Source organism: Dulcicalothrix desertica PCC 7102, from assembly GCF_003991905.1.
In the GTDB taxonomy this organism is placed as follows: domain Bacteria; phylum Cyanobacteriota; class Cyanobacteriia; order Cyanobacteriales; family Nostocaceae; genus Dulcicalothrix; species Dulcicalothrix desertica.
Map to the genome: position 1 here is coordinate 1 of NZ_RSCL01000020.1, position 13,817 is coordinate 13,817.

General features: G+C 36.9%; 12 protein-coding genes. 3 read left to right on the top strand and 9 right to left on the bottom strand.

All coding sequences use genetic code 11. The annotated features are described in order from the left end of the window. Positions 1–16: 16 nt before the first annotated feature. Positions 17–655 (bottom strand): beta-carboxysome protein CcmP, encoded by a 639-nt coding sequence (ccmP, locus tag DSM106972_RS34375; protein WP_127084910.1) that lies wholly within the window; start codon positions 653–655, stop codon positions 17–19. 174 nt (positions 656–829) lie between these two features. Between ccmP and DSM106972_RS34380 the strand changes: the two genes are divergently transcribed. Both DSM106972_RS34380 and DSM106972_RS34385 read left to right on the top strand, forming a co-directional pair. Further along, positions 830–2,308, top strand: a complete 1,479-nt coding sequence (locus DSM106972_RS34380) for an AAA family ATPase (RefSeq protein ID WP_127084911.1) — start codon at positions 830–832, stop codon at positions 2,306–2,308. A 58-nt stretch (positions 2,309–2,366) separates the two neighbouring features. After that, the gene (locus tag DSM106972_RS34385) at positions 2,367–5,195 is read left to right on the top strand and encodes a two-partner secretion domain-containing protein (RefSeq protein WP_127084912.1); all 2,829 of its coding nucleotides are present in this window, start codon (positions 2,367–2,369) and stop codon (positions 5,193–5,195) included. 44 nt (positions 5,196–5,239) lie between these two features. Here the strand turns inward: DSM106972_RS34385 and DSM106972_RS34390 are convergent, their stop codons facing one another. Beyond that, entirely contained in the window at positions 5,240–5,827 is a 588-nt protein-coding gene (locus DSM106972_RS34390; protein WP_127084913.1) for a DUF1003 domain-containing protein, read from the bottom strand. A gap of 313 nt (positions 5,828–6,140) precedes the next feature. On the opposite strand from DSM106972_RS34390, the gene DSM106972_RS34395 reads away from it, so the two are divergent. Next, a complete protein-coding gene (locus tag DSM106972_RS34395) occupies positions 6,141–6,947 on the top strand; it encodes a COP23 domain-containing protein (RefSeq protein WP_127084914.1) in 807 nt (268 codons plus the stop codon). A 158-nt stretch (positions 6,948–7,105) separates the two neighbouring features. On the opposite strand, the gene DSM106972_RS34400 is transcribed toward DSM106972_RS34395, so the two are convergent. From DSM106972_RS34400 to DSM106972_RS34430, 7 genes are all read right to left on the bottom strand, one after another. Next, positions 7,106–8,575 carry a VanZ family protein gene (locus tag DSM106972_RS34400; RefSeq protein ID WP_127084915.1) on the bottom strand — a complete coding sequence of 490 codons (1,470 nt, stop codon included), beginning with the start codon at positions 8,573–8,575 and terminating at the stop codon, positions 7,106–7,108. 31 nt (positions 8,576–8,606) lie between these two features. Then, complete coding sequence (locus DSM106972_RS34405) at positions 8,607–9,473, bottom strand: glycosyltransferase family 2 protein (protein WP_127084916.1); 867 nt, start codon at positions 9,471–9,473, stop codon at positions 8,607–8,609. Positions 9,474–9,504: 31 nt separating this feature from the next. After that, on the bottom strand, positions 9,505–10,686 hold the full coding sequence (locus DSM106972_RS34410; RefSeq protein ID WP_127084917.1) for an acyltransferase family protein: 1,182 nt from the start codon (positions 10,684–10,686) through the stop codon (positions 9,505–9,507). A 19-nt stretch (positions 10,687–10,705) separates the two neighbouring features. After that, positions 10,706–11,905 carry an acyltransferase family protein gene (locus DSM106972_RS34415; RefSeq protein ID WP_127084918.1) on the bottom strand — a complete coding sequence of 400 codons (1,200 nt, stop codon included), beginning with the start codon at positions 11,903–11,905 and terminating at the stop codon, positions 10,706–10,708. Positions 11,906–11,909: 4 nt separating this feature from the next. After that, on the bottom strand, positions 11,910–12,653 hold the full coding sequence (locus DSM106972_RS34420) for an acyltransferase (RefSeq protein WP_127084919.1): 744 nt from the start codon (positions 12,651–12,653) through the stop codon (positions 11,910–11,912). Between the two features lie 54 nt (positions 12,654–12,707). Further along, positions 12,708–13,370: an acyltransferase gene (locus tag DSM106972_RS34425; protein ID WP_127084920.1), complete on the bottom strand. Its 663-nt coding sequence runs from the start codon at positions 13,368–13,370 to the stop codon at positions 12,708–12,710. A 70-nt stretch (positions 13,371–13,440) separates the two neighbouring features. After that, on the bottom strand, positions 13,441–13,752 hold the full coding sequence (locus DSM106972_RS34430) for a hypothetical protein (protein WP_127084921.1): 312 nt from the start codon (positions 13,750–13,752) through the stop codon (positions 13,441–13,443). Positions 13,753–13,817: the final 65 nt, after the last annotated feature.

The window sequence follows — 13,817 nt, forward strand, 5'->3', positions numbered from 1 at the left end:
AACCGCCCCTACGGTATCATTCTTGGCGACCAATGGTTTGGGTTCTACCTGCTACGCTTTCGATGGCGGATTTGGCGCCTGCTGCTCCTGCTAAAATATCGCGTTCTTGCCCTCCTAGGTATAGGCGCCCAAAACTACCTACTGCTTGGACTTCTAAAATATTGATGGATGCTGCTTTCTCTGCTTCGTTTGCTGCTAATGCTGCGTAAGCTGCTGGTTCGACTTCGAGAACATACAGTGTTTCCCCTGCTAATAGTAATTGTCCTCTGCGGGTACGGTTGATAAGCTGGGTTTGGTAAGCATCGATGTTACGAATAATTTGGCTGGAGACTACACGCGGTTTAATGCATTCTTCGCGCTTAACTCCTAAAAAGGCTAAAATAGCTTGACCCGCAGCGCGTGTTTCACCCTGCGAACCCGAATGAACTTCGAGTAAACCATATAATCTCTCAACAACTTGCACCCCTGGACGCACTGAAGCAGATTTTAATGCGACATCGGTAATGCGATTAATTTCTATGCCAGGAGAAATTTCAATCCATAGCGATGTGTCCCCTGGTAATGGTAAGAAACCTTGGGCAACAGTTCCTATGTATGCTGCATGTTGCGGTTGTAAGTTGTCGAGAAATACAAAACTGCGTAGTTCGATACCCAAGGATGTTCTCCAGTCGTAATGTTAATCAAAAAGTGCGTGCGTAAATCCAACGTATCATAAGCGCGGGACCTTGAAATTCCTTCTTTGGGTTCTTTTCCGAAAAATATTACTTCAATCGTGTATGTATATGTCTATATATATATTGTGCGATGCTGTGCTTGTAGGTATACTAGTATGCTGATTTTTGAAGAACACTTTCAAGATAACTGCCGTAACTGGGTTACACGCTCCGGTGTTGATTGTAGTCTTGAGATTAAAGCGAGTCACTATTCGTTTGACCACAAGCGCACAGGGGATGATATATATTGGCTAAGTTGGAATTCTTGTGACTTTTTTTACGAGTTAAGTAATTTTCACATTTCTATCGTTTTCGAGAAAGTTAGCGGAGTTGATAGTTTCGGGTATGGTTTTAGCTGGGGACTCTTAGACAGCAGCAATTTCTTCGAGTTTATTATTTCGGGAAACGGGTTGTATCGTATCGCTCAATGTAAAAATGGTACATTTGAATATTTTACTAACTGGGAACTCTGTAGTTCCATACAGTCGGGTAATACAGTAAACCTGCTTGAGGTTCGACGCATTGAAGATAATGTTGAGTTTTATATAAACAGTACGCTGGTTGAGACGTTTGCAACTGAGCAAGTGATGGATGTGTTAGGAAAGAGTTTTGGGTTTGTGATTCATGACCAGATTAATATTAAAGTTCATAGCTTGATTATTACTGGGGTTGAGGATGAGAAAGAAACAACCAACTATAATATAGATGTAAAAGATTCAAAACCCGAAACCAGAGCAGCTTTTATTGAACATGAGGCGCCTGTTGGAGATACGCTCTTAAAAATAATCACCGACTTGAATGAGTTAGTAGGACACTCAAGAACTAAACAAGAGCTATTTTCGCTTGCAAATTTCTTGAAAGTGCAAACCGAACGTAAACAACGAGGAATGAAAACAGTAGACACCTCACTTCACCTAATGTTGTATGGCCCACCAGGAACAGGTAAAACCACAATTGCCAGATTAGTAGGACGTTTATACAAACAGCTTGGATTTTTAGAACGTGGACATGTCATTGAAACCGACCGTGCAGGAATAATAGGTGGATACATCGGTCAAACAGCACTACGTGTAGAAAATGCAGTACAACATGCATTAGATGGAGTCTTATTTATAGATGAAGCTCATGCTTTAGTGCAAGAAGATACAGCAAATGATTACGGTAAAGAAGCCTTGCAAGTATTACTCAAACGAATGGAAGACCAGCGTGCGCGATTTGCCGTAGTAGTTGCGGGTTATCCAAGTGAAATGGAAAAATTTATCGAGTCCAACCCAGGTTTAAAATCGCGTATTAACCGTTTGTTTTATATTGACCACTATATGCCAAACGAGTTACTGTCAATTTTCAAGAAATTTTGTATTGATAACGGTTACTCAATTGATTTATCTGCATGTATAGTTTTGCAAAGAACATTTGAAATAGCTTACAATCAACGTAGCAATAACTTTGGCAACGGGCGCTTTGTGCGTACAATATTTGAGCGTAGTATAGAGCAGCAAGCAAACCGCATTGTTAGTAATTTAGAAGAACTAGATGATAAGGAGATTTGTATAATTACAGGAGAAGATTTACGTTTCACGCACCAATTCAATTGATTGTGACTTTTGGTGCCAAAGTGGGAATCATAAGTTCAAGAATTTAAATTTAGAATTTATGAAAGCCTATTTACACCTACTTCCTTTAATGCTATTAGCCTTGGCTAACCCAGTAAACGCGCAAACTGTACCCGATAGCAGCGTGGGAACTATTGTGGCGCCTTCTGGGATAAACGATATCATAAATGGCGGCGCCATACATGGTAACAATTTATTTCATAGTTTCAGTGAATTCAACATTGACGCTGTTCGTGGAGTATATTTTACAAATCCAACAGATATAACAAATATCTTTACGCGAGTCACAGGCGCCAATCCAACGAACATTAACGGTACATTAGGGGTATTAGGAAATGCGAATCTGTTTTTAATGAACCCAAATGGTATTGTATTTGGTACTGGCGCCAAATTAGATGTGAAAGGTTCATTTTTAGGAACTACTGCAAGCAGTATTAATTTTACTGATGGTAAGCAATTTAGTGTGGGAACTCCTCAAAATACATCATTGTTGACGGTGAGCGTTCCTGTTGGTTTAGGATTTGGGAGCAAAGTTGGCGGCATTGTTAATCGTTCAACAGTTGGACTTACAGTACCAAATAATCGTAGCTTATTACTAGTGGGTGGTGATATTTCTTTAGAAGGAGGTAAATTACAAGCTTTTGGAGGTCGAATTGAATTAGCTGGATTAACTTCGCAATTCGATTTAGGTTTGAAAGTAGATGGCAGCAACTTGCAGTTGAGCGTTCCCAATACAGCACAAAAAGCAAATGTATCGCTTAGTAATGGAGCATTAGCTAGTGTCATAGCTCCAAAGGGCGGTACTATTGTGGTCAATGCTCAAAATCTGAATTTAACACAAGGAGTTCTGCAAGGTGGAATATCCGGTGCAGGTTCTTCTAGCTTGCAAGCAGGAAATATTGAAATCAATGCACCTGGGACTGTTAATCTAAATACAGGTGGTATTAGTAACCCAGTAACAGCAGGTTCTACAGGTAATACAGGTAATATCAACATTAATACTGGGTCGCTTTCGTTGACAAATGGCTCTTATTTATCTACTGTGTCTAGAGGGAATGGAAATGCAGGCAGTATTAATATTAACGCTACCAACGCTGTCTCTTTCGATGGAGTAGATAAGATAGGTAATCCTAGTCTTGCATCTACTGTTGTGATTGGTTCTGCTGTTGGCAATGCTGGTAATATAAACATTACTACTGGGTCGCTTTCAGTTACTAATGGTGGTTTTTTGTCTGTTGCCAGTCTTACACGTGGCAATAGCGGAAATATAGATATTAAAGCTAATTCAATATTATTTGATGGATTTACACCTAGTGGTAGTGCGTCTTTTGCATCTACTGCCAAGAATCCAGGAGGAGCGGGTAACGCTGGCAATTTTAACATTTCTACAGATTCACTTTCGCTAAGAAATGGCGCCTACTTTTCTGCTAGCACGTTGGCAACAGGAAACGCGGGAGATGTGAATATCAAAGCTAATACTGTCAATATTGATGGAGTTGGCAAAAATGGATACTCGACTTTTATATCTAGCGCGGTAACAGAAACAGCGCAGGGGAATGCGGGCAACGTTAATATCACGTCTGATTCGGTTTCTGTGACGAATGGTGCATTTGTATCTGCCTCTACTCTTGGTAAAGGGAATGCGGGAAATGTAAACATCAACGCAAATACAGTTACTCTTGATGGAGTTGCGAGTAATGGCACTCCTAGCTTTGTAACTAGCGCAGTAAACCCAAAAGCAACGGGTAATGGTGGTGAGGTTAATGTTTCCGCTAGTGTACTTTCAATTACAAATGGCGCCCGTATCACTACAATAACCGCGCAACAAGGAAAAGGAGGTAATATTAATGTTAATGCCGACACCTTAAACGTTCTTGGTGGTGGACAAATTTTATCGACAAGCGCGAGTAGTGGTCGTGCAGGTGATATAACTCTCAATATCGCTGACAGTATTAATCTTGCTGGTAGTTACACAAACTCTAAACCAATTGATGAAAATGTAGCTATTACTGCTGGTCTAAATAGTGGCATATTTGCAAATACATTAAAATATGCGACAGGTCAGGGGGGAGATTTACGCATTAACGGTGGGCAACTATTTATTAGCGATAACGCTCAAGTTAGCGTTAGTAATCAAGGAACTGGAAAAGCAGGAGAGCTTTTGATAAATGTACAAAACTTGCAACTTAATACAAAGGGTAGCGTAACTGCTACAAGTGCAAACGGTCAAGGAGGTAATATCAGGTTACAAGCACAAAATTTACAATTGTTGGGTAATAGCCAAATTAGTGCAACAGCAGGAACTGAAAACAAACCAGGTGATGGGGGTAATATCACCATCAACGCTGATACAATTGTCCAACTTGCCAATAGCGACATTACAGCAAACGCTTTTGAAGGTAATGGTGGCAGAATTGATATTAATACTCAAGGTATATTTCGTTCGTTAGATAGTGACATCCAAGCATCTTCTCAACTTGGTATTGATGGAGTCGTTAATATTACCACCCCTGATATTAAACAAGACAATTCTCTTGCGCCGCAATCAAGTGAATTTGTCAATGCAGAACAGGTAATTGCAAGTAGCTGTATCGCGCGTAGAAATGTGAACCAAGGTTCCTTCGTCATCACAGGTACAGGTGGTTTACAAGATTCACCAAGTGATAATTTTGACTTAGATTATGCAGTAATTTCAGTACGTGCTATCGGTAAGCTAGCAATACAACCCTCTAATACTAATGTTGCTTGGAGTAGAGGCGCTGAAATTAGAGAAGCCACACAATTAATTACAACAGAAGATGGCAGATTACTGCTAACAGCTTATCCAAAGGGGCAAATTAATAGTACTCAAGACCTAACGTGTTCATAAATGTTGAAAATCCGAGAAACCTGGTTTCTTGGTTTCTTTACTGTCTATTCCACCTCAACAACTTCAGGTTCAGTAACAACAACTTGTTTGAGGTTTTCTTGCAAAATATCTAAAACAACTTGGGGGTCGGTTCTTTGCTGCATTACCTCAGCTTCGGGGTCGTGACGATCTTGCACGTTGGGTAAGTCACTTCGTAATTCTTCTACTAATGCAATTAGTTTAGCAACTTTTTGCTCTGTAAGTAGATTAAGTTGTAACATTAAATGAGAGTTTTTAGTACTCATTTCTTCTTGACGAGCTTGATATATCAGTACACCTGTGGAAATTAAGAGTGAAGCAACATCAATTCCTTGTTCGTGTAAATCGAATCTAGGAAATTCCCACGTTAAAACACCTATATCTGCCAGATGACTACAAATGCCCCAAGCAGTAAAAAAAAGAATTTCGGCATATAGAAACCATGCTTTACCAAAGGTAGCAGCGATTTTTTCTAAAATACGTTGATGAGTTGGAACACTTTCTTCGTAATTAGCATGGAGAGCGATAATTGCCTCTATATTTTTTAATACATGTTCTGGTGCTTCCGTATCTTGAATGCTCAAATCAGTTTGTTGTTTAGTTTTAATCTTCATATTCTAAAAGTGTATTTTAATTCAAGTCGTCATTCAAACTAAGCAAATACAGTTAGCAATAATAATAAATTTATATATTCGCTCAAAGAAACCCGGTTTCTAGGATTCTATTGTTTCATTAACATTATTGAACGCAATGCTGCAAATGTACCTATACCGCACGATAGAAATAAATTAACTTCTGAGCGTAAAATAGACGTTTTAGGGGGTTTCAGGTTCCTTCATGAAAATTTGACACTTTTCAGAATCAAAATCAGAAATCATGCGTCAGTTAATTTATCAATCTAGTAATATTCCCTTTATAAGGTGACTTATGTCTAAGCATCCTATTAAATTTTTGGTGTTTGGAGCTTTTGGTTTATCTTTGTTTGCAGGAAGTTTACCTGCATTAGCTCAGTATAATGGCAATGGTGATGTCGTAGTACCCACAACAGGTAGTGGTGGTAGTGTTGGTGGTTCGACTGATTCCTCTGTTTACTCTGGTGATAGATATCCATCCGGAGGTTCTGTAAACACGAGCGCACGGTTTGTTTGTCAACAGTTTAATGGTCAAAATACTGTGATGTATCAACCGCAAAGCCAACCAGGACAATATTTTGCCTGGGCAACTCCTCGCACTTTGGGTGGTGGTTGGGATACTGCACGTCGCTGCCAAGCTATAGCTCAACGTTTAGAATCATACCGTGGTGACGGTCTGCTCGAACTCCAAACAAGTGTAATGAATGGAGAGAATGTTGTATGTGTTACTACTGAAGCAAACCCATCTTGCCGTATTGTTTTCACCGTACCACGTGACAAAGACCCCTATATTGTTCGTAACAGTGTATTTGAAAACTTAGCATCTGCCGACGACGGACAGCAAACAACCGCTATCAATACATACCGTGATAGAAATGGTAATCAAATTGACCAGATTTATCGTACTATCGTGGGTGGAAATAACGGTAGAAGTATTAGTAATAATCGTTCTGCAAAATCTCCAATTGCTTTAAAACCATTTTTAGACAGAGCAGATGGTGGTACTGGACAAGGATTGAAAAACGGCGCCAAAATTGGGCGTCAACCAAACACGAGACAGCAACCAGGCGCCCGTCTTAACCCAAGTAGATTCAAAAGATAGGCTCAATAAACAATTGAGAGAAGAAACTTTTGTCTTCTGCTCAAATATAAATTGTAGAGGCGCCTTGTGAACGGTTACATTAATTGCGTCTCTACATTTTTCAACAGCCGCGCTTTTTAATTACACGCGCAGGAACATCTACTGCAACCGAGTTTCGTTTAAACTTGCTGTTTAAATAATTTGGAAGCACGTAATTTCAACATCAACATAGTTACTCCTGTAAATAATGCACCAATTATTAAGTTTTCTAAACTAAAACTTTTACCGCTATGAATTACCAACATTGTTTCTAATAGAAGAGAAGGTAATAAAATTGCAATTAATAGCAATAATCTATTAAAAATTAATCTTTTTTTTGCCAAAATACTTAGGAAACCTAAATAAAATCCTAGAGGTGTAAAAGTTAGCCCATAGTAAATTATTTTTTGTTCTCTTGGAATTAGTTCTAGTAAATTAAAATAGTAATAATTTTGTAATTTATCTACGTACACTTGGATTGTTGCTTTAGAATAAGTAATAATTATATTATGAATATTTGTATCCGCAAAAATATTAGGAACTTTTAGTTCTATATGAGCAGCGTTTTCTCCAGTAATTGATGTTCGTATCCGCAAATTTAAATTAGTCTTTTGCTGTCCTAAAGTAAAATTGCGGTTTAAGGTACTTCTTGAAAGTGTAATTATACGTGCAGGGCCAGTTTGATTTGTATCAGCAGTAGCGACAGTCGTTAATACTGTCAATTCAGATGTTTCACGTATCCTTTTATTTAACAAAGTTGGAGGAACTCTTGTTTTTAGCCAATAGCTAGGACTTAAAATAACTCCTTTGTCATCTCTAATATCGCTAATATTTGATGAATTTCCCTGTGGTAATAGTTCAGGCATTTGACCAGTGAGGTCTTGGTAACCTTTTTTATCAGTCAACTTATAATCAGCTAACAAAGATTGTTTGGTATTATCTAAAATACTTTTAATGTCTAATAACTGTGAAATCTCGCTTCTAGAAAATGCTCTATCAGACAGTTGAATTTTTGAGATATATCCATACCAAGGTCTATCGCCTGTATTTTCATTACCAAGCATCAGCGGATGATTTAGACTCCAATTATTTAGAGTAGTTGTACTTTGCCATAATATCGAAATTAAAAATGAAATAAATAAATATCCAATGAAAAATAACTTGATTTGTTTGATAGAATTACCAAATTTACCATTTTCTATACATTCTAATATGTATATGAAGCTTTTTGAATGCCACAAATAAAAGCAAATTATACCAACAATCCCACCAATCGTATTGTTTATAATATCAGCAGGTGTTGGGGTTCTAGAAGATAAAAATATTTGTAAAGTTTCAACTAGCAATGATAATCCAGTACTAATAGATGCTACTATTAATAGTTTGAGAAAAAAATTGATACTTTTTCTTTGCAAAATAGCAGTACAACTAAAGCCTAAAGGTATAAACAATAAGATATTGTTCACAAAATCTACAAAAGAACTACTGTTGTCAAAACTAGCAATAATATATTGTAGAGAAAAAGTATCAGTAAAAGAAAAATTAAAGGGATAAAGTGTAGCTATTAATACTACTGAAACGCTGAGAATTACCAAAGTTAAATTTTTCATAAGTTTTTCATAAGTATTAATTAGTTGTATGTTATATAGGTAGGTAGCCAAATTTGACACATCCGATTAATTGTCCTGCGCGCCAAGCCAATGTAAGCATCCATTTGGCGATTGCGTCTTTATCACGCACTTTAAAAGATATTACTTCTAGCATGAACTCAAGCGGCGCCTTAATAAAGCTTTTCCATGACATAAGCATTTTGGGTATACCGTAATTTTTATGTTTTTTATACAGCAATGCTTCGTATACACCTACACCCCATGCACGCTGGCAAACCATCTTGAAGTTTTTTCGCAGTCTGTAATGAACTACAGCTTCCGACACTTGCTGTATCTTAATTCCTTGTTCTTGAATACACCAAGAATAGTCAATATCTTCAATCATTGCAAAAGTTTCGTCAAATCCACCAACTGCTTGATGAACTGCACGCTTAACACCGATATTACAGCTAATCGCAAAGGGTAAATATGGGTTTTCAATAATACAAAAACCGTCTGATGAGCCATGATTTGCAATTACCCAAGGCTCATTTAATTTATTGTATAAACTACGACCAGTAACAAAATCATATTTAGTCAGTGCTTCACCCATTGCTGCAACCCAGAATGGCGCCACTTCGTCGTCCGCATCGCAAAATGCCAGTGCCTCAGCATAAGCAACACTGGCACCTACGTTACGAGCATACGCAGCACCTTTTTTAGCAGATGCATCAACTATTCGCAAAGAAGGTATTGTCTGTTTGAATAATTCAGCAATCGCAACAGTATTATCTGTTGACCCGTTGTCGGCAACTATTACTTCCCAAGGTTGTGACCATTTCTGATTTGCAAGGGCTTCGAGTTGGATAGCGATTGTACTTGCTGCATTGTAGCAGGGAATAATTACACTTAATTTCATAATTGGAGGGAATTGGTGATGTTTACATTAATTAATGATTAGTACGTGTTAGCCAATTTTTAGATTTTTGATAACTAGCTTGCTCGATTGTCAAATAAAATACATATGCGAAAGCTAACGATACTATTATACCTACTGCATAAAGGGTGATTGCGAATGCAGTCGGAGACATATTGAGATTGGTGAGTAATTGCCGTAATAATGTGATTACTGGAGCGTGAGTCAGGTACCAACTGTAAGAAAAAGCACTTAATTTTATTACCCAGGTGTTCTCAAGTATTTGCAAAATAATATGTTTTTTTCGCTCACTCACAATAATTTTAGTACAATCAATTATTAAACAAGCGGCAGCAATACCAGCAATAGACTCATATATCCAAGCTGCTATTCCTAGCTTATTCCACTCAGTTACAATTGCAATAGCTGCAAAAACAATACTTAGCTGGCCCCAAGGTAAAGAGTTTTTTAACTTAATTAAAAAAGGCGCCTGTGAGAATGTGATTTCTGCTGCCAGCATTCCGAAAGTAAATGAACCCATTAACCAAGGATGGCTTACATCCATATAACCATTGAAAAAATAGTGAGGTATCAGTCCCAGAAAAAAAGCAATTGCTATAGTTGATATCCAACCATAGCGGCGCCTAATTGGTAAAAATAACAGAGGAAACAAAAAGTAAATTTGCCATTCTAGCGACACACTCCATAATGGAATGTTAAGCATGTACGTTTGGGTATTAGTAGCGAAGTTTTGAATCAAAAGGCTATGTATAAATACGTCTACTATAGAAAAGTGAGGATAAAACATATCTTTATCTATTGTCTGCCATTGAAAAGGTGTAAATCTCTCCAAAGCTAATATGCCTAAACTAAGCAAGCAGCAAAATAAAATTACTGCGTAATAAGCTGGTATAATTCTTCTAGCTCTACGCTTAAAATAATCTAAAAGAGTCCCAGAAATATAACCTGCTTGAGACCTTGCCACTGGTAGCATTAGGCAGTATCCAGAGAGAACAATAAAAACTACAACGCAAAAAGAGCCATATCTTACAAACTTTGTTGGTATAGTGATCCACGGAGGTAAATTTTCTCCTTGATATAACCATAGATGGGTAAGCAGCACATAAAAAGCGGCGATACCACGCATTCCATCTAAAAAATGAAGACGAAATTTTCGTTCATCAGAAATTTTTGTCTGAATATAATTTTCAGTCATAATTTACACTCCTCAAAAATCATAGTTTTTTTGTATTAGTGGGATGTTGAAAATTGGTATCTTGTAATTTCCGTTTTTGGAGGAAATTTGACATAAAGGGTTTTTCAAACAATAGGTAGAAAAGATAAGCAAAAATTAGTGATGCAATTGTACCAAATAGGTAAGATGCAGTAGCAAATGCACCAGCAGGTAATTGTAAGTTGAACAAACCATAACGGACTAACGAAAGTATTGGCCCATGAGTTAGATATAAACTGTAAGAAATGGTTCCCAAGTCCACTGCTAAAGGATGCTCAAATATCTTTAAAATTAGAGGCGCCTTTTTACCATCAGTGATAAACTTCGTACAGTAAATAAATAGGCAAGCACTTGCTATACCAAAAAAGCTATGACCTATCCATATATGTAATCCTAGCTTCCTCCACTCAGTGATAAAAGCTACAAGATTAAACATAATACTGAGGGCACCCCAAGGTAGAGAATTTCTCATTTCAACTAATTTTGGTTTAGTCGAAAATCCAATTTCTGCCGCTGCCATTCCTAAAGCGAACACTCCAAGATACCAAGGTGAAGCTGACTCAAATAACCCATTAAATAGATATATAGGTAAGAGACTAATCACAAAAGCTGTGATTACAGATGCAAGCAAACCAAAACGGCGCCAAACTGGTAGTAATATTAAAGGGAAAATAAAGTAAATTTGCCACTCTGTCGCAACACTCCACATTGGTGGGTTTATAGTCATGTGAGTGACAGGACTAAGATTATGAACCAATAGTAAGTGAGATAATACATCAATAAACGTAAATTTTGGAGAGAATGGCCCTTCTCCGGCAATCTCATTCCATCGAAATTCACTCACATTCTCCAGTAAAAATACTGCAAAAGCTAGTAGTAAACTAAACAATAAAGCAGCGTAGTAAGGTGGTAAAATTCGACGAGACCGACGTTTAATATAGTCAACCAAAGTGCTTGAAATATAACCACTCTGAGAACGCGATACAGGAAGCATTAAAACATAACCAGATAGAGCTATAAAAATTGCTACAGCAAATCCTCCGTATTTCAGAGTTTTTCCAAACAGTGACCAGAACAAAGGTAATGTTGCTCCCAGTTTTGGCTCAATATGGACAAGTACTACATATAAAGCAGCAAGTCCACGTAAACCATCTAAATAATGAAGACGCAACCGAGACGATTTTTCTATAGGCTTATTCATTGATTTATTCTCGAACTAAATTGGTAGCTAGTACTCCAGGTTGTAAAGTTTGTTCTGCATTTGCTCGTCTATTTTTGATAACTCTTGCTGGTATACCGACTGCAACTGAATATGGAGGAATATCCTTAGTAACAACTGAACCGGCGCCGATAACACTTCCCTTCCCGATAATGACTCCATCTAAAACAGTCACTCCATGTCCAAGCCAGCAATCGTCTTCAATGACAATTCCTTTGCGAGTAACACCTTGTAATGCGATATCTATGGTTAGGTCTGAGAAAATATGATTGTTTGCATATATACCTGACTTTGCGGCAATCATGCAAGATTTACCAATTCTGATATTTCCTGGTCCAGCGATAGAGACATAAGGGCCGAGAAGTACATCATTATCAATAATAATCTGAGTATCATTTAATGCCTGAAAATTTACACCTTGCTGAATTTCTACTTCTGAACCGAAAGAAATACGATTGTTCTCGTGTCCAGATGCATCGATATGTGTTCCCCTGTGTATACGAACAAAATTTCCTATATCTATATTTTGTGTTCCAATAAATTCAACACTGTCTTGAATGTAAACTTTTTGACCAATCTCAGCGAAAATTAAGCGATATACTGAGGTTCTAAGGTTTGAGCCAATAATTCGTAATGGAACGCTCATCAGTAAAGTTGTTACTATAATCTCTACATAATGCTGCAATTTGCTTTTGAAGTTATTTTTCAAATTATTGTGTAAAGTATTCATGGTACATTACTCTCTTAAAATTTATTTAACTGGTTAATTTTTTGAAAATTAATTTCAATATTTTTGTCTGCTTTTAATTACTCTTGCTGGTATACCTTCTGCATTGGAATAAGGTGGTATATTTTCGGTAACGACTGAGTTGGGGCTAATCACACTACCTTTACCAATAGTAACTCCGTTTAGAACAGTTACTCCATGTCCAAGCCAACATTCGTCTTCAATTATAATTTCTTTTTTAGTTACAGAATTAAATTTAGTACTAACGTTGTTTAAAATATGATTCATAGCAAAAATTACTGAATTATCTCCAATAAAACAATCTTTACCTATTTTGATACTTCCTAATCCAATTATATAAACATCATCATCAATTAATGTACGTTCACCAATATAAATATTAGTAGATAAGAGTGCCTTAATCGTAACTCTTTTTTTCAAGATAACTCCATCTTTTATTACAATATGGCTATTTACATCTCTAGCATCAATACAAACTCCCTCAAGAATATGTACTAATTGACTAATTTCAATACATTTTGTACCGAAAAATTTGGCGCCTTCTTGGATAAAAACATGGTTATCGATTTGTTTAAAAATACTCTTGTAAATAAAATTACGAAGCTCTAAACCTAAACAAGCGACTGGAACGTTACCAAAACAAGTAATTAAAAATAATTCTTTCAATCTTTCAATCACTGTTTGATTTTGATACATCATAAATACTTAGTGACCATTTGTTGAGTAGAATAGACTTGAATGCAATTCCTCTTGCGTGATTAAAGCAATATTAAAGACTTTCTGGACAATCACCAAATTGTTCTATTAACTTATCAATTTGTTGCTGATTTGAATCTTTCCAAACTTCGCTAACATGTTTTTGCATCCAAACAGAATTGATTGTGACATTTTCGTGATACCTACAAGTTAATACTCTGTCATGAGGTGCTTCAAGTTTTTTAAGTTGAGCAGAAAATTCTCGCTTTTGACTGCCTTGCTCCCATCCTCTAGGAGTTAAATGCCACTCAGTCCACTCGTTTAAATTGCTAGATTTCGGATAGTAAACGTTCATATGTTTTTCTTGACTACAAATTGTTGACATGTCTTTTTCCTATAAATTAATTATCTGTTTTTAGCTTGAATCAATGAACGGCAGTGAGTTCATTA